This window comes from Arthrobacter sp. 9V, from assembly GCF_902506065.1.
Classification (GTDB): Bacteria; Actinomycetota; Actinomycetes; order Actinomycetales; family Micrococcaceae; genus Arthrobacter.
The window spans coordinates 673,185-690,356 of the sequence record NZ_LR732912.1 but is presented as its reverse complement, the minus strand read 5'-3'; the positions used below and the strand labels follow the sequence as shown (position 1 = coordinate 690,356).

General features: G+C 62.5%; 16 protein-coding genes and 1 pseudogene. 14 read left to right on the top strand and 3 right to left on the bottom strand.

Features of this window, described 5'->3' with window-relative positions; translation table 11 throughout:
* The first annotated feature begins 7 nt into the window (after window positions 1–7).
* The 3 genes from aceB to BACI9J_RS03295 are packed head-to-tail and all read left to right on the top strand — an operon-like array spanning window position 8 to window position 3,712.
* Window positions 8–1,621 (top strand): malate synthase A, encoded by a 1,614-nt coding sequence (aceB, locus tag BACI9J_RS03305; protein WP_159733162.1) that lies wholly within the window; start codon window positions 8–10, stop codon window positions 1,619–1,621.
* Window position 1,622: 1 nt separating this feature from the next.
* The gene (locus tag BACI9J_RS03300) at window positions 1,623–2,885 is read left to right on the top strand and encodes a DUF6986 family protein (RefSeq protein WP_159733161.1); all 1,263 of its coding nucleotides are present in this window, start codon (window positions 1,623–1,625) and stop codon (window positions 2,883–2,885) included.
* Between the two features lie 14 nt (window positions 2,886–2,899).
* Window positions 2,900–3,712, top strand: coding sequence for a bifunctional allantoicase/(S)-ureidoglycine aminohydrolase (locus tag BACI9J_RS03295; protein ID WP_159733160.1), 813 nt, complete (start codon window positions 2,900–2,902; stop codon window positions 3,710–3,712).
* 84 nt (window positions 3,713–3,796) lie between these two features.
* On the opposite strand, the gene BACI9J_RS03290 is transcribed toward BACI9J_RS03295, so the two are convergent.
* Both BACI9J_RS03290 and BACI9J_RS03285 read right to left on the bottom strand, forming a co-directional pair.
* A complete protein-coding gene (locus BACI9J_RS03290; protein WP_159733159.1) occupies window positions 3,797–4,126 on the bottom strand; it encodes a hypothetical protein in 330 nt (109 codons plus the stop codon).
* An 83-nt stretch (window positions 4,127–4,209) separates the two neighbouring features.
* On the bottom strand, window positions 4,210–4,530 hold the full coding sequence (locus BACI9J_RS03285) for an MmcQ/YjbR family DNA-binding protein (protein WP_159733158.1): 321 nt from the start codon (window positions 4,528–4,530) through the stop codon (window positions 4,210–4,212).
* Between the two features lie 70 nt (window positions 4,531–4,600).
* Between BACI9J_RS03285 and BACI9J_RS03280 the strand changes: the two genes are divergently transcribed.
* From BACI9J_RS03280 to BACI9J_RS03235, 11 genes and pseudogenes are all read left to right on the top strand, one after another.
* Window positions 4,601–5,188 (top strand): DinB family protein, encoded by a 588-nt coding sequence (locus tag BACI9J_RS03280; RefSeq protein WP_236558371.1) that lies wholly within the window; start codon window positions 4,601–4,603, stop codon window positions 5,186–5,188.
* Between the two features lie 65 nt (window positions 5,189–5,253).
* Window positions 5,254–6,258, top strand: a complete 1,005-nt coding sequence (locus BACI9J_RS03275; RefSeq protein WP_159733156.1) for a phosphodiester glycosidase family protein — start codon at window positions 5,254–5,256, stop codon at window positions 6,256–6,258.
* Window positions 6,255–6,671, top strand: a pseudogene (locus BACI9J_RS24255) (glycosyltransferase); the annotation flags it as partial. The gene BACI9J_RS03275 and the pseudogene BACI9J_RS24255, both read left to right, overlap by 4 nt.
* A 21-nt stretch (window positions 6,672–6,692) precedes the next feature.
* The gene (locus tag BACI9J_RS24250; protein WP_236558826.1) at window positions 6,693–7,385 is read left to right on the top strand and encodes a GtrA family protein; all 693 of its coding nucleotides are present in this window, start codon (window positions 6,693–6,695) and stop codon (window positions 7,383–7,385) included.
* Window positions 7,382–8,092, top strand: a complete 711-nt coding sequence (locus BACI9J_RS03265; RefSeq protein WP_236558362.1) for a DUF4956 domain-containing protein — start codon at window positions 7,382–7,384, stop codon at window positions 8,090–8,092. The genes BACI9J_RS24250 and BACI9J_RS03265 overlap by 4 nt, the downstream gene beginning before the upstream one ends.
* Window positions 8,089–8,877, top strand: coding sequence for a polyphosphate polymerase domain-containing protein (locus BACI9J_RS03260; RefSeq protein WP_236558356.1), 789 nt, complete (start codon window positions 8,089–8,091; stop codon window positions 8,875–8,877). Before BACI9J_RS03265 ends, BACI9J_RS03260 begins: the two co-directional genes overlap by 4 nt.
* Before the next feature lie 29 nt (window positions 8,878–8,906).
* Entirely contained in the window at window positions 8,907–10,511 is a 1,605-nt protein-coding gene (locus BACI9J_RS03255; RefSeq protein ID WP_159733154.1) for a carbohydrate-binding domain-containing protein, read from the top strand.
* Between the two features lie 479 nt (window positions 10,512–10,990).
* Window positions 10,991–12,430 carry an MFS transporter gene (locus BACI9J_RS03250; RefSeq protein WP_159733153.1) on the top strand — a complete coding sequence of 480 codons (1,440 nt, stop codon included), beginning with the start codon at window positions 10,991–10,993 and terminating at the stop codon, window positions 12,428–12,430.
* The gene (locus BACI9J_RS03245) at window positions 12,420–13,145 is read left to right on the top strand and encodes an aspartate/glutamate racemase family protein (protein ID WP_159733152.1); all 726 of its coding nucleotides are present in this window, start codon (window positions 12,420–12,422) and stop codon (window positions 13,143–13,145) included. The genes BACI9J_RS03250 and BACI9J_RS03245 overlap by 11 nt, the downstream gene beginning before the upstream one ends.
* Before the next feature lie 197 nt (window positions 13,146–13,342).
* Window positions 13,343–13,843 carry a sensor histidine kinase gene (locus tag BACI9J_RS03240; RefSeq protein WP_236558340.1) on the top strand — a complete coding sequence of 167 codons (501 nt, stop codon included), beginning with the start codon at window positions 13,343–13,345 and terminating at the stop codon, window positions 13,841–13,843.
* 108 nt (window positions 13,844–13,951) lie between these two features.
* Window positions 13,952–16,135, top strand: a complete 2,184-nt coding sequence (locus tag BACI9J_RS03235; protein ID WP_159733151.1) for a transglycosylase domain-containing protein — start codon at window positions 13,952–13,954, stop codon at window positions 16,133–16,135.
* Window positions 16,136–16,268: 133 nt separating this feature from the next.
* Here the strand turns inward: BACI9J_RS03235 and BACI9J_RS03230 are convergent, their stop codons facing one another.
* Complete coding sequence (locus BACI9J_RS03230) at window positions 16,269–17,036, bottom strand: phosphatase PAP2 family protein (protein WP_159733150.1); 768 nt, start codon at window positions 17,034–17,036, stop codon at window positions 16,269–16,271.
* Window positions 17,037–17,172: the final 136 nt, after the last annotated feature.

Genomic DNA, 17,172 nt, shown 5'->3' with positions numbered 1-17,172 from the left:
CGCTCACATGGCTATCACAGTCACCGATCCCCGGCCGATCGATCGCGCCGAGGAAATCCTCACCCCCAAGGCGCTGGCCTTCATCGAGGAACTGCACAAGCGCTTCGCCGGCACCCGCAAGGAGCTGCTGGAAGCACGCGCCGTCAAGCGCCAGAAGGTTGCGGACACCAGCCGCCTGGACTTCCTGCCGGAGACCCAGGACGTCCGCGACGGCGACTGGAAGGTTGCTGAGGCACCGGCAGCTTTGCAGGACCGCCGCGTTGAGATGACCGGCCCGGCAACCCCGGCCAAGATGGCCATCAATGCCCTGAACTCCGGCGCCAAGGTGTGGCTCGCGGACCTCGAAGACGCCAGCACGCCCACCTGGTCCAACGTCATCGACGCCATCCTGAACCTCCGCGACGCCGCGCAGGGCACCCTGAGCTACACCTCGCCCGAGGGCAAGGAATACCGTCTCCGCACCGACGCTCCCCTGGCCGTAGTGGTAGCCCGCCCCCGTGGCTGGCACATGGAAGAAAGCCACTTGCTGATCGACGGCGAACCCGCCGTGGGTGCGCTGGTGGACTTCGGCTTGCACTTCTTCCACATCGCCAAGCAGCTCCTTCTCAACGGCCAGGGCCCCTACTACTACCTACCCAAGATGGAGAGCCACCTGGAGGCACGCCTCTGGAACGATGTGTTCGTGTTCGCACAGGACTTCCTCGGCATCCCGCAGGGAAGCGTCCGCGCCACCGTGCTCATCGAAACCATTCCGGCCGCGTTCGAGATGGACGAGATCCTCTACGAACTGCGCGATCACGCATCGGGCCTTAACGCCGGCCGCTGGGATTACCTGTTCAGCATCATCAAGTACTTCCGTGATGCCGGCGAGGAGTTCGTCCTCCCGGACCGCGCCACCGTTGCCATGACGGCACCGTTCATGCGCGCCTACACCGAGCTCCTGGTCAAAACCTGCCACAAGCGCGGCGCCTTCGCCATGGGTGGCATGGCCGCCGTCATCCCCAACCGCAAGCAGCCGGACGTCACCGCCGCAGCCTTCGACAAAGTCCGTGCGGACAAGACCCGCGAGGCAAATGACGGCTTCGACGGCTCCTGGGTTGCCCACCCGGACCTGGTTCCCACCTGCCGCGAAGTCTTCGACTCCGTGCTGGGCGATCCTGCCAACGGCGGTAAGAAGAATCAGCTGGACAAGCAGCGCCCCGAGGTGAACGTCACGGCCGAGCAGCTGATCGACGTCGCCTCCGCCGGCGGCACCGTCACCGAAGCCGGTCTGCGGCTGAACCTGTACGTCGCCGTCGCCTACACGGGCGTCTGGATCTCCGGCAGCGGCGCCGTTGCCATCCACAACCTCATGGAAGATGCCGCAACCGCCGAGATCTCCCGCTCGCAGGTGTGGCAGCAGATCCGCAACAAGTCCGTCCTGGCGGACACGGGCAACACCGTGACCCGCGAACTCGTCAGCCGTATCCTGGGCGAAGAAACAGAGCGCCTCCGCATCGAATTCGGCGACGAAAACTTCGCGAAGTACTACGAGCCGGCATCCAAGCTGATCGAGGACATTTGTCTGTCCGACGATTACACGGACTTCCTCACCACTCCCGCGTACGAGCTGGTGGGCTGAGATGGGCTCATTCACTTCCTCTGATCTGGCTCACATCGAGTCCCAGCTTGAGGCCACGGACCAGTTGCTGGACCGTAACTACCCCGGCGACGACGGCTCACGCCAGCCCATCCACACCGTCTACATCCCGGCCGATCGCTTCACACCTGCCCTTGCGGCAGAGTGGGGCGCCCAGGCTCTGGCGACGGCGGAAGCTCACGGCGGCCTGGAAAAGCTCGGCCGGCTGTTGGGCCAAGAGTCCCACCTGGCTGCCGCTGTTGCCTCCCGGGTAGCGGAGAAACTCACCGCCGAGCCGATCGAAGACCTCCGTTTGGACTTCGAAGACGGCTACGGCGACCGCGGCGATGAGGCAGAAGACGCCGACGCCGTTGCTGCCGCCAAGGCTGTTGCCACTGCCGTTGCGGCCGGAACAGCTCCGCCGTTCATCGGCATCCGCTTCAAGTGCTTCGAAGCACCCACCCGCGCCCGCGGCCTGAAGACGCTGGACCTGTTCGTCTCCACGTTGGCTCAGGCCGGCGAACTCCCGGCCGGCCTGATCCTTACCCTGCCCAAGGTCACCACGGTGGCCCAGGTTCAGGCCATGGACTACGCAGTGTCCCGCCTTGAGGAAGTCCACGGACTTCCCGCCGGCCGGCTCCGTTTTGAGGTGCAGGTGGAAACCCCGCAGCTCATCATCGGCCCGGACGGAACCTCGCCGGTTGCACAGCTCCCCCACGTTGTTCCGGGCCGTATCAGCGCCCTGCACTACGGGACCTATGACTACAGCGCCTCGCTGGGAATCTCCGCGGAATACCAGTCCATGGAGCACCCGGTGGCCGATTTCGCCAAGGAAGTCATGCAGCTCGCCGTCGCCGGGACGGGCATCCGCCTCTCCGACGGTTCCACCAACATCATCCCCGTGGGTGACGGTGTGGAAGATGCTTGGAAGCTGCACGGCCGCCTGGTCCGCAGGTCCCTGGAAAACGGGTACTACCAAGGCTGGGATCTCCACGCCGCGCAACTGCCCAGCCGTTTCTCGGCGTCGTACGCTTTTTACCGCGAAGGCCTGCCTGCCGCGGCCCTGCGTCTCCGTAACTATGTTGAGCGCACCGAAGGCGGCGTCATGGACGAGCCCGCCACCGCGCGCGCCCTTGCCGGCTTCGTCCTCCGCGGCGTCCAGTGCGGCGCAGTGGGGACCGACGAGGTCAAGGCGCTTGCCGGCGTCGAACTTTCACAGCTGACCGCACTGGCGCACCCGCGGCTGGCGCAACCGACTTCCCACTGATAGGAGCATTTCGCATGGGCAAGTACTACTACCCGCAGGGCGGCCTGCCGCCGCAGACGCAGCTGACCACCGAGCGGGCCATTGTCACCGAGGCGTACACGGTGATTCCCAAGGGCGTCATGACGGACATCGTCACCAGCAACCTGCCGGGCTTCTCCAACACTCGCTCGTGGATCATCGCGCGGCCGATTTCCGGCTTCGCCACCACGTTCTCCCAGCTGATTGTGGAGATCGCACCGGGCGGCGGCGCTCCCAAGGCCGAGTTTGAGTCCGGCGTTGAAGGCGTCATCTTCGTGACCAAGGGCCAGGTCAACCTGACTCTCGACGGCGAGCTGCACCACCTCGAAGAGGGCGGATACGCCTACCTTGCCGCCGGTTCAGACTGGGGCTTGGAGAACGTGTCCGACGACATCGTCTCCTTCCACTGGATCCGCAAGGCATATGAGCGCCTGGAAGGGTTCGAAGCGAAGTCCTTTGTCACCAATGAGAAGGACGTGGAGCCCACCTCCATGCCGGACACGGACGACGTGTGGAAGACCACGCGCTTCACGGATTCCAGCGACCTCGCGCACGACATGCAGGTCAACATCGTCACTTTCCAGCCCGGTGGTGTGATCCCCTTCCCGGAGACCCACGTCATGGAGCACGGCCTGTACGTCCTGGAGGGCAAGGCCATGTACTTGCTCAACAACGACTGGGTTGAGGTTGAGGCCGGGGACTTCATGTGGCTGCGCGCGTTCTGCCCGCAGGCTTGCTACGCGGGCGGTCCGGGCGAGTTCCGGTACCTGCTGTACAAGGACATGAACCGCCAGGTGAAGCTCACCTAGTCTTCGTCGCCGCTTGCGCCGAGATCGCCGGAAAGCTGCCAGTTCGCTGGAGCTCTCCGGCGATTTCGCGTTTCTCCGGCGAACTCAGCGGTTTGAGTGGCTTCCGCGCTGGCCGATTCTGAGTCCAGCCCAGAACGCGAGAACCAGCAGGCCGAGGACCGCGAGGCCCACCCCAAGTTGCGTTTCCTTGCTGACAAACGAGCCGTTGTCGCCCATGAACATCGTGTCGCTCAAGGGCGCGTAGGCAAACCACCCCACGTTGGTTTGCAGGTTGGTCCACGCCACGATCACCCCCACCAGCACTGCGATCAGCCCCAGCAAAGGCACGACGACGGCGCGGACTTTGCGTCCCGGCGTCGGTTGGTTGTGTTCCCCGGGTGCGTTGTGTTCCCCGGATGTGTTGTTGTCCCCCATGCGGCCGAGTCTAACCTGCGCGCCGACCCAACTAGGGGACAGCAAACGTCCTATTGAGCCCTCAGTGGAACGTTTGCTGTCCCTTAGTTGGGTTTGGGTTTGCCTGGGCCGCCGGCGATTCGGTAGCTCTCCTGAAGGAGTTCGTCGAGCTCGTCCGCGTCGATTCTCTCGAGCCGGATCAGCAGGAGCTTCGGGGATTGTTGGTGATGCGGCGTCCAGAAGAAGGTATCGGGATTCATGGCAGCGAGCGCTTCGCGTTCATCAGTTTTCACCGTGCCCACGCCTTCTTCCCACATGCGCGCCATCAAGGTTTTCGCGAACCATGCCGGCTGTCCCCAGCTGGCGCGCTCAGCAACCCCGGGCATGCTGAGGCAGATTCGCCTGACGTCCTCTTCTGTGGCCATGGTTCACTCTGGCATTCGCGTTGAGTCTGCGGCAAGCGAGTGTGCCAAGGCCTTGGGTAGAGTGCTCAGCATGGATGACAAAGCAACGTTGCTCCGCTATTTGCAGCTCCGCCGGGCTGACTTGCTCGGGAAACTGGATGGACTCAGTGAGTACGATGCCAGACGGCCCATGACCCCCACCGGCACCAACCTTTTGGGCTTGGTGAAGCATGTGGCCAGTGTGGAGCTGGGGTACTTCGGGGAGACCTTTGGCCGTCCCAGCGGCAGGGACCTTCCGTGGTTTGCCGACGACGCTGTACCGGATGCGGACATGTGGGTTCCAGCGACAGAGAGCCGCGAGGAGATCCTGGAGCTTCACCACTTTTCCGCCAAGCACAGCGATGAAACCATCGAATCCCTTCCTTTGGACGCACCGGGTGTTGTGCCGTGGTGGTCTGAAGAGAAGAAGAACGTCACGCTGCACCAAATTCTGGTCCATATGTGCGTGGAGACTGCCAGGCATGCCGGCCACGCGGACATCATCCGCGAACTCATGGACGGATCCATTGGTCAGAGACCGGACGATCCGAACATCCCCGGCCGGACCAAGGACGAATGGGCTGAGCATCGTGCGCGCATTGAGCAGGCTGCGCTGGAGGCGGACCATAGAGGAGAGTAAACCTTCACAGCCCCCGCATATGTTGAGCAAACCTCCGGCGTAGCCTCGCTCCGTAGAAATGAGGCATGACTCCTCCACAGACTGAACACCGTAAGGGCGGCCGGACACGGCGCGCCGTCGTCTCCGCCGTGCTGGCGGTCACTCTTTCTGCCGGGGGTGCCGCTGCCTGGGCTTTGGACCGGTTCGTGGTCCCGCATGCGGAAATCACCAACGTCTCCGAGTACGAGGCAAGCCAAACCGGCACCACAACTACGAACAGCACGGCATCCAGCACGACGACGGACGCCACGTCCGCTGACACGTCCGCGAGCGCGGTGGTCACCGACACTTCCTACACATCCGGTGACACTGGCGTCAGCATCTCTACGGTGACCACTGGCAGCGGCGATGACGCTGTGACGTACTACGTTGCCGACGTCGTGCTTGATGAAGCAACCACGCTGAAGTCGGCGTTTGCCGAGGACACGTACGGCGAGAACATCACAGAGACCACGTCCGCGATCGCCGAGGACCACAACGCTATCTTCGCCATCAACGGCGACTATTACGGTTTCCGGGATACGGGGATCGTGATCCGCAACGGTGTGGTGTACCGGGACGAGGGCGCCCGCCAGGGGTTGGCGTTCTACAAGGACGGCACCATCAAGGTGTACGACGAAACCACCACCACCGCTGACCAGCTGATCGCAGACGGGGTGTGGAACACCTTGTCCTTTGGGCCCTCATTGCTGGAGAACGGCGGGATCGCCTCCGGAATTGAGGATGTTGAGGTGGATACGAACTTCGGCAACCACTCCATCCAGGGCGAACAACCGCGCACGGCCGTGGGCGTCATTGATGAAAACCACCTGGTGTTCGTGGTGGTGGACGGCCGCAGCCCCGGCTACAGCGCCGGCGTCACCATGACCGGCCTCGCCCAAATCATGAAGGACCTGGGTGCCACCACCGCGTACAACATTGATGGCGGCGGCTCCTCCACCATGTACTTCAACGGGTCCTTGGTGAACAACCCGCTCGGGGAGAACAAAGAGCGCGGAACCTCAGACATCCTCTACATCGCCCAGTCATGATCGTCCTGATCCCGGCCTACGAGCCGGACCACCAACTCACCGTCCTCGTCCGCAATCTTCAGGACGCCGATCCATGGCTGACCATCGTAATAGTGGACGACGGCTCCGGCCCTGGCTACCAGGACACGTTCGACGACGCCGCCCGCCTTGGGTGCCATGTGCTCCGTTACCCCGTCAACGGCGGCAAAGGCCACGCGCTGAAGAGTGGTTTCGCCTTCATAGGGGCAGAGTTTCCCGGCCACGATGTGGTCTGCGCTGACAGTGATGGTCAGCACGCCGTTGCTGACATTCTTGCCGTGGCGGACCGGGTCCGGAAGGTCACCGGTGCCATGGTGCTCGGTTGCAGGAACTTCTCCGGAGACGTCCCGGCCCGGAGCAGATTCGGCAACACAGTAACGCGGGGCCTGTTCAGGCTGGCCACGGGTCAACGGATCATGGATACGCAAACGGGCTTACGCGGTTATCGGGCTGACATGCTCCCGTGGTTGATGACGGTCCGAGGGCAGCGGTACGAGTACGAACTCAATCTGCTGCTCGAGGCGAAACAGGCCGGCTATGGCATCGACTCCGTGGAGATCGCCACCGTCTACCTGGACCACAACTCGGGCTCGCATTTCCGCCCCGTGGCTGACTCATTGCGGATCTATGCACCCCTGCTGAAGTTCCTGGGTTCATCCTTGTCCGCGTTCGTGGTGGACCTGGTGATGTTCCTGCTCCTGAGCGCTTTGACCGATTCGCTTCTATTGGCGGTGGTGGGAGCCCGGCTGGTGAGCGCGACCGTGAATTTCATGGTCAACCGCAGGCTGGTCTTTGAGCACGGACGGGACACTTCGCTCAGAGCCGCCGCTACGGGCTATGTGGCCTTGGTGCTTGTCCTGTTGTCCGCCAATTACGCCGCCATGTGGACGCTCACCTCGCTGGCCATCCCGGACCTCCTGGCCAAGCTCGTCACTGAGATGACCCTCCTGGGTATCAGCTACGCGGTGCAGCAACGGTTCCTGTTCGCCCGTAAGGCTCCGGCCGCCGTCGAAACACATATCCCAGCCTTGGTCCGGGCACAGTTTCAGCACAGCCTTGCCGGGAAAAGTGGACATCAATCCCCCAAGAGATTCCGGAGTAACCGATGAACACCATCATCCTGATCGCGGCAGACCTTGCCGCCATCACCATTTTGACGCTCGCCCTCTACCTTCGCCGGCACCGCCGCCGTGACCTCGTAGTTTCCTACTTGGGCATGAACGTGGGCGTCCTGGCAGTTGCCACGGCACTGTCCGGTTCTGCAGCCGGCGTTGGCTTGGGACTGGGTTTGTTTGGTGTCCTCTCCATCATCCGGCTCCGGTCCACGGAACTCGCCCAGCACGAGGTGGCCTACTACTTCTCGGCGTTGGCGCTGGGACTGATCGCAGGGATCGGTGTGGAGCCACTTTGGCTGACGTTAGCCCTCATGGCATTGGTTCTGCTGGTGATGTTCGTCGGCGACAACCCCCGGGTCCTCCCCGCCTACCGCCACCAGACCGTAGTGCTGGACCGCGCCATCAACAGCGAACCCGAACTGTACGCCCGGCTGGAGGAAGTCCTCAACGGAACCGTTCATTCGGCCACCATCCAGGAGCTGGACCTGGTGAACGACAAGACGATCGTGGACGTTCGGTACGCGGTCCTGCCAGCACAGCCCCGCCACTCGCAGCTCGGTTTCGACCAGCCGGCCGGCGCGCTTTCACCGGCACCGCAGGAACTGCCCGCACAGTCTGCCCCGCGCACCCAGCCTGCACAGCCAGCCCCGCACACTCAGCAAACCCAGCAGCCCCTGCCCACCTCGGCAGGTGTAGCGTGAACCGAGTCGACGCCGAACCGATCGTTCCGCAGCTCAGCCAGCTACCCGCCGTCGGACTTGAAGAACTCACCACTGAAGCTGCCCTGCTGACCCGGGTGGACCGGAAGTATCTGGTGCCGTCGGCCACCGCCCGGCAGATCTTCTCCACTTTCAGTTCCGAGGCCCGCGTCCTGGAAATGGACGGGAAGCGCACGTTCGCTTACGACTCCGTGTACTTCGACACCCCCGGCCTGGACAGCTACATGCTGGCGGCGCATGGCCGGCGCCGAAGGTTCAAGATCCGCACCCGGACCTACTTGGACAGCGCGGTCAGCTTCCTGGAAGTGAAGACAGAGGGCGCCCGGGAGGCAACAGTCAAGGAACGGATCCCGTATGAGTTGTGCGACCGGGATCGGCTGACCGAGGAAGGCCTCGCCTACGTCAATGAGACGTTGACTGCCGCGATAGGGGATGCTCGCTTCGCCCCTCTGGAGCCTGTGCTTTCCACCCGTTACCACCGCACCACCTTGTATCTTCCCCAGTCCGGAAGCCGCGCCACCATCGACTCCGACGTCATCTGGCAAAGTCCCGGCGGCCACCCCTGGCTTCTGGACAACGCAGTGGTGGTGGAGACGAAATCCGGTTCGGCGCCGGGCCCTTTGGACAGGCACCTTTGGGCACACGGTGTCCGTCCATGCCGGATCTCCAAATTCGCCACCGGAATGGCCGCACTCCACCCCGAGCTGCCGGGCAACCGCTGGAATCAAACCCTCCGGCGCAGGATGCCCCTGCGCCCCCTCAGCTGACTTTTCCTCCACAGACTTAGGAATCCACCATGCGCTCTTTCCGTACCTCCCTTTCCGTTGCCGCCGTAGCTCTGGCCATCTCCCTCGCCGGGTGCTCCACAGCTGCCACCAGTTCAGCCTCCAGCGCCTCCGGGAACTCCGGGACAACCACCACAACCCAACAGGCAGTCACCGCTGGCACCATCGAAGAAGATACCCATTATGACGACGACGACCTCACGTGGGACTCCGCCACCGAAGTGGCAGTGAGCCTGGCCGACGGCGGCAGCAAAGTGACGTCGTCGTCCTCCACCGGCGTGGCTGTAGATGGCAACACCGTGACCATCAGCGCAGCCGGAACTTACCGGTTGAGCGGCTCGCTCGCTGACGGGCAGATCGTGGTGGCCGCCGGAGAAGAAGATACGGTGCGGATCATTCTGGACGGTGTGGAATTGGGCAGCTCCTCCGGCTCGCCGTTTGTGGTGCAGAGCGCCGACGAAGCGATCGTGTACTTGGAGGACGGCAGCACCAACACGTTGACCGATGCCACCACCTACGCCGACCAAGGCGACGACGCACCCAACGCCGCCCTCTACTCCATGGCGGACCTGACAATCGCGGGCACCGGCTCCCTCACAGTCAATGGCAGATCCACCGACGGAATCGTGTCCAAGGACGGCTTGGTGATGGCTTCCGGCAAGGTAACTGTGGACGCCGCGGACGACGGTATCCGGGGCAAGGACTACACCGTGCTGCTGGACGGTGCCTATCAGGTGACCGCGGGCGGGGACGGAGTTAAGGCTGACAATGAAACAGACGAAGGCCGGGGTTGGCTCCTGGTCAGCGGCGGCTCTCTGAGCGTCAAAGCCGGCGATGACGGCGTGAAGGCCTTCAACACCCTCACGGTGTCCGGCGGAAGCGTGACCGTGGCCGAGTCCGAGGAGGGGCTCGAGGCACAGCACATCGCCATTACCGGCGGCGACGTTTCCGTCACGGCGCACGACGACGGCGTGAACGCCTCGGGCGGCTCGTCCACCACGTCTTCTGACGCAGGCACGGCCGGTGGCGGAATGGGCGGACCAGGTGGCGGGGGCATGGGCGGCGGGGAAACGGTGGGCGACTACACCGTGGACATCTCCGGCGGAACCTTGACCATTAATTCCGAGGGCGACGGCCTGGACTCCAACGGCAGCGCCACGATTTCCGGCGGCACCGTGGTGGTGAACGGTCCCACCAACGATGGCAACGGAGCGCTCGACGTCAACGGTGACCTCACCGTCACCGGCGGCACCGTGGCAGCGGCAGGCAGTTCAGGCATGGCGGTCACCCCGGGAGCCTCGTCCACGCAGTCCGGTGTGCAGGTAACCTTCAGCTCCTCGGTTTCCGCAGGCACTCCAGTACATATAGTTGACTCGGCCGGGGCCGTGGTTGCTACGTTCGTGACCACCAAAACCACCGCATCCTTGGTGTTCTCATCCTCCGCGATCACCGATGAAGCCACGTACACCGTGTACACAGGAGGTAGCGCCGATGCTGATTCCGGCGTGACAACAGGGTCCATCTCCGGCGCCGAGGAGCAGGGAACCGTCACGGCCGGCGAGTACACCCAGGCCCAGGGTCCTGGAGGCGGAGGAGGTGGCGGCGGCCGCTGGTAAATCCCGAAGCAAATGAATTCTGCTGGATCATTGCTCAGTTCACCTTAGGGACCCCCGGAGATCCGGGGATGTTCAGAGGAGGCAGGCGAATGATCCAGCAGAATTTCCTGCGCCTGGTGAGGCTGTGGACCTGCTGGCATACTACGTTGCGATAGGGACACGAACGCCCGGCTCGTTCTTGGTGAGGCCGCGAAGTTGTTGGGCAGTGGCTTCCTGACCTCTTTTGACACCTTGAGTGCGCAAAATCAACCTAATGCGGATGCATTCCCGTGCCCATCCGTCCGAAGAAGGTCATCAAGCCGCGTAGGCCCCACCCATTTTGAGCCCCCGGTCACATTCTGTTTATACGCCAACCATGGCCTTTTGGTATCCCAAAGTGTAATCTCCATCACATTCCCTCATGTGATATTCACATTCCGCATGACGGAACCATTCGCGTGGCAATGAATGAACCTTCAGAGCTCAGATAGGAGCGCACTGTGGAAAAAGACCTTGCCCAGGAGGCTGCAACACCGCGGACCGGATCCCTGGCTAAACAAATCGAAGGCGCGTATCAGAGGATTGGGGTGACCGGCGCGCACCGCCAGATCGTCTTCATGATCCTGCTCGGCGTGTTCTTCGACGCCCTTGAACAAAATGCCGTGGGTATCACCGGCCCCATACTCCGCCAGTCCTGGGGATTGGGCGCCACCGAAATCGGTTTGCTGAACACAATGACGTTTACGGCAACCGCACTTGGACGACTGGCGACGGGCCTGATCGTCGATAAGTACGGCCGGCGGCACATGCTGGTCATCAACCTCATCATCTTCGCAGGCGGCTCCCTGATCTGCGCCGTGGCCCCCAACTACCCCATCCTCGCGGCAGGCCGCTTTATTGTGGGCTTCGGACTCGGAGGCGAAATCGCCGTCGCCGTAATCATGATGGCTGAGTTTTTCGCCGCCAAACACCGTGGCACCGCGGTAGGGCTCATCAACGTCACCGCTGCCGGTTTGGGCAACATGCTGGCGCCGGCCTTCGGCATCCTCGTCTTCACGCTCTTCGACGGGCCGGACAAGTGGCGGTGGGTATTCGGCCTGCTGTTCATCCCCGCCCTTCTGGTCATGTTCTTCCGGCGCTACGTTCCTGAAACCCCGCGTTTCCTGGCCTCGCAAGGAAAGATCGACGAAGCTAACCTGGTCATCACCCGGCTGGCGCGCAACAAGCTCTCCGGCCCCATTCATGATCCCGAAACCTACATCACCGCAGTACCGGACCCAGTGGTGGCCGCCTCGTCCGGGCACTGGAAGGACGCCCTGCGCGGGAAGCTCCTCAAGCGAACGGTCCTGCTGTGCATTGCCGTTTGCATGTCCTACGCCGCCCAGATTTCGATGCTGACGCTGATGCCAACCATCTTGGTCTCCCGCGGTTACGCGGTGAACACGAGCCTCTGGTTCACGCTGATCATGCAGTCCGGTTCTTTGCTGGGCGCATGCACCGCCGCCTATCTTGCCAGCCGGTTGCCCCGCAAGAAGGTCCTGACGGCCGCTGCGATACTGGGCTGCATGTCCGGACTGTCCATGGCTTTCCTGGCTACCGACATTGTGCTGGTGGTAGTTTTCGGGGTTCTGTTCAACTTCTCAGTCATCATCCTGAACACCACCATTTGGCTGTTCGCGCCGGAGCTCTACCCAACGCGTACCCGGGGATTCGGAACATCTATCATCCTGGCCGCGGGCTCCCTTTCCGGAGGCCTGTTCCCTCTCATTTCGGGCGCCGTGTTCGATTCCTCCGGGTTGCCAGGCATGTTCACTACCTTGGCGGTGCTTTTCCTGATCCTGGCCATCGTGGTCCAATTCCCGCCGGAAACATTCAACAAGCCCCTGGAAGAAGACGCTGAACCGAACGATGACGAGGAGGCAGCAATCTATGGACACTAGGGACCCTGGCACAGCCGGAAGGCCTGCCCCGTGCACAGTTCTGGTGGTCAACCCCAACACCAACGGCAACACCACAGCCATGATGGTGGACCTCGCCAGGGAGAGCCTGGAACCGCGGGGGCTCCAAGTAGTGGGCGTTACCGCTGCCGGGGGACCGGCCATGATTGTGGATCCCACCTCCTTGACTGAGTCTGCGGCGCACGTCCGCGATGCCGTACAGGGCTACCTTTCCGGTCCCGACGGCGGAACGGTGATTGCGGTGATTGTTGCAGCGATAGGGGATCCGGGGAGGGCTGCGTTGGACCAGGAACTGGACATCCCTGTGATCGGCATTGGACAAGGCTCCGTTCATGCCGCGGCACACACCCCTGAGGGCCAACTCCGCCGATTCGGTATGGCGACAAGCACGCCGTTGCTAGTGGAAGCCCTCGCCAAGCTGGTGGCGGACCATGGATTCCAGGAGCACTTCACGGGGGTGCGCCTCACAGCTTCGGAACCTTTGGCCTTGGCGGCGGACCCTGAACAGCAGTTCCAGGAATTGGCGCAGGCCGTCAGAACAGCCACAGCCACTGACCATGCCGAGGCCGTCATCATTGCCGGCGGCCCACTCAGCGCAACTGCCCGGCGACTGGCCGAGAGCACCGCTGCCATCATTATCCAACCCATCCCGAGCGCGTGCCGACTGGTGCTCGCCGCCCTGTACCAGAGGAGGTAGGCCAACCATGTGGCGCCCGACGACGGCACTCGCCTGCCGTCGTCGGGCGCTCCCGCATAAGCAGTCCCACCTTGGCAAGCCTGCCCGCGCAAACTTGATGCGAACTTGAGCCAATCGAAAAGCTTCCTTGATTTAGCAGAGCCACGCTGGAAGCACGGAGCACCCATACACAGGGGTTTCGGCAACGAATTTCAAGTATGAAACACGACGATGTGGGGGAAGCAATGGAACAGGCATCAGCACTAACCGAGGTGGTGGCCGTCAAGGGCATCATCCAGGATCAGAACCCCGTGGATTTCTACGCGCTGGGTGTGGCTGGATGCATCGACCGGCTTGCCGCACCGCTCCGCCGTGATGGCGTCACAGTCCATTGGCACACTCCTCATCACGGCATTGAAATCTCCTCCGCAGCCGCCGCCCTGCTGTATCACGTGGCGCAAGAGACCTTCAGCAACACCCTCAACTACGCCAATGCCAGCGAACTCACCGTTCGTCTCAACGCCGTCTATCACGGCATCCAGCTCACCATCACGGACGACGGCAGCGGGTTCGAAATCCACGCCGCACCCAGCGGCCGGCGGCACGGATTCGGATTGCTGCTGATGTCCATCGCAGTACACGACGCCGGCGGGACAGTAGACATCGACTCCGCAGTTGGGCGGGGCACCAGCGTGCGGGTTACCCTGCCGCTGGATTGAGTCCTATTTGGGACCATTTTTGGGCGCCCAAGCCGTAGCCGGGCAGCGCTGCCGGACGTATTCTGTAGCTACTTTTCAGCCGGGTTATCCCTACGGATTGGCACGAAAATGGCGCGGAACAAGGGTCCAAAGATCGGTCTTGGCAAGGTCCTCCTGAGGGTCTTCGGGTTCTTCTTCGTGAGCACGCTCTGCGGGGTGCTGATCACAGGATTCCTGGCACCCGTGGTTGCCTTCACCAGCACCACCGTGGGCGGCTCCGTGGGCTTTTATCAAAGCCTGCCGAGCGAGCTGAACGTAGACTCCCCTTCCCTCTCCAGCACCGTGGTCTCAGCGGACGGCCAACTCATCGCCACCTTCTTCGCCGAGAACCGCGTGAAGGTCCCGCTGCAGGAAATGTCCCCGTACATCCGTGAAGCGATCATCGCGATTGAGGACAACCGCTTTTACGAGCATGCGGGTGTGGACGCCCAAGGCATCATCCGGGCGCTGAGTTCCAACCTCACCCAAGGCACCCGCCAAGGCGCCTCCACACTGACCCAGCAGTACGTCACCAACGTGCTCAACGAGTCCCGCCTTTCCGAGGGACGGCCCGAGGATGTGGTGCTCAGCGGCCAGAAGACCGTGGGCGACAAGTTGCGCGAGATCAAACTTGCCCTGGAACTGGAGAAGCGGTTCAGCAAGGATCAAATCCTTGAGGGCTACCTGAACATTGTGTTCTTCAACCGCAACGCCTACGGCATCGAGGCTGCATCCCACTATTTCTTCAGCACCTCCGCCATGGATTTGACGCTGCCGCAGGCCGCTCTCCTGGCTGGATTGGTAAACGGACCCAGTATCTACGATCCCCTTGTAGATCCTGATGCTGCGCTCAAACGACGCAACCTGGTGCTGGACCGGATGCTGGAACAGGGCAAGATCACGGCAGTGGATCACGGCGTTGCAGTAGCAACTCCCATTGAGCTGAACGTCACCCCATCCCTGCAGGGCTGCGCGGGCACCTCATTTGCCACCTACTTCTGCGACTACGTCTCCCACCTCATCCTCAACGACGAGGCTTATGGCGCCACCGTCGAAGAGCGGGAACGGTTCCTTTACCGTGGCGGCCTGAAGATCACCACCACGTTGGACAGCCGGCTCCAGAACGCAGCACAGCAACAAGTGGATGCATCCGCCGGCCCCAACCCGGACAAGTGGGGCGCCGCCATGACCACCGTTCAACCGGGTACCGGAAAAATCCTGGCCATGGCCCAAAACACGGTGTTCGTTCCCCAGGACGGAAAATACGATACCCAGCTGAATTTCAACGTGGACGCCAAAGACGAGAATGGCTATGACCTCAACGGTGCGGGCGGCTTCCAGCCTGGTTCCACCATGAAGCCATTCATCTACGCCGAGTGGCTCAACGAAGGCAAGAACCCCACCGGCGTGGTTGACGCCTCACGACGGGTATACCCGGTTGGTTTCCCGTGGCGTTCAAGCTGCGGAAAGGTCCTTGGCGGTTACAGCACCGCCCAGAAAGCCCAAAACCTTGGCGCTGATGACGACCTGCAGAACAACGACGAAGGCTACTACCGGCCGATGCCCATCAACTACGGCCTCTACAACTCCATCAACACCGCCACCTTCGCCACCGCAGCCCAACTGGATTTCTGCGGAATCCAAAAAATGGTGGACACCGTAGGCCTGCACAGCGGCCTGGACAACGCCCCGGTGAACATGCACCAGATCGGCAACCTTCTTGGTTCCATTGGCGTGGCCCCCGTGGTCCTGGCGAGCGCCTACGCCACCTTTGCCAACGACGGCACCTACTGCAAGCCAATTGCCATCACCGCGATCACCGATGCCCAGGGACGCCAGTTCCAAGCACAAACACCCGAATGCAGGGACGCCGTGAAACCAGCCGTGGCGCGGGGCGTAAACGCCGTCCTGCAGGATGTCCTCAAGATGGGCTCCGGCGTCTACATCGAGCCCAAGGTCCAAAGTCAGGTTCCGGTAGCCGCCAAAACAGGCACGTCCAACAACAATGGCGCCACCTGGGTTGCCGGTTACACCACGGCCCTGGCTACGGCGTCGTTCTTCGGCGACACCTCAGCGGGTCAGCAACGCGCCGGGCAAAACGTCACCATCAACGGCAAGTTCTACAAGTCCTTGGACGGCTACATGATTGCGGGCCCTCAATGGGCCAACTACATGATGACAGCCACTTCCCTGTACCCGAGCGGGCCTTTCGTGGCCCCGCCGCCGCCCCCGGCACCCAGCGTTCCGACGACACCACAGCCAACCCGCCGCTAACCCCCGCGTTGCGGGGCCCACTCTGCGTGCCATTCCGTCGTCCAGGCGCGCAAATCAGGCCCCACAACAAACCCATCTTGCGTTGTGGGGCCTACTCTGCGTGCCATTCCATCGTCGAGGGTAACGGGCGGGTTCAGGGGTGGCCGGTTGACGGCTTGGTGTCCAAGGTTGGCGCCGCACGGGTGGTGCGCCATGTGTCCAAGGCAATGACTGCGCCCAGGACCACGAGTGAGAGGGATATTGATGCGAGGGTGTCCGTAAGCCAGTGGTAGCCGAGGTACAGCCGGCTTACCGCTTGGGTGAGGATCCCGGCCACGGCCGTGCTGAATCCTGCAATGACGGCCGCTATCCGGTGCTGATGGCGTGAAAAGACGAGGAATGCACCCACTAAGAGGAAGTCCGATGCCCCCAGGACATGACCTGAGGGAAACGAGTAGGTGCTGTCCCCACCGAGCAGCATCTGATCCAGGGGTGGCCGGGGGCGGGCAACGAGACGCGAAATGATCTGGGCAAGGATAACGCCGGTCAGCATCGCTCCCGCCAGTAAGAGCGGTCGCCAGGCGTGACGTGCCCGAACCATCCAGACCACCGTGGTGGTCACCACGATGATGGGCATCGCGACTGGCCCGAAAATGGTGGCCAGGACTCCCATGATAAGTGTCATCGCGGAGGACCGCTGGTTGGCGAACCACGAATTGACCGGCGCATCCACGCTCGCGATGTCTATTTTCTGCTGAATTTCGGCGAGGATGAGGAAGAAGAACCCGGCACCGACCATCGCGAGCACCAAGGCGGTGACGTATAGCCGCCTCTGGGTAGGGGGAGCTATTTGCCGTTCCTGAACCGTGAGCTTTCGATCCAGAAGCCGGAGTATCCCTGCACTGCGACGGTTGCCGCTCATTAGACCTCCGAGCGTGCGCGGAAGATCGAAGCACGGGCAACGCCAGCCCGCCACATGTGGGGGCTCTGCACTCCTGGAGACCCTTGCGCACGACGAGCAATATCCATTGCGGTTCTCCCGGTGCTGTTGGCACTCC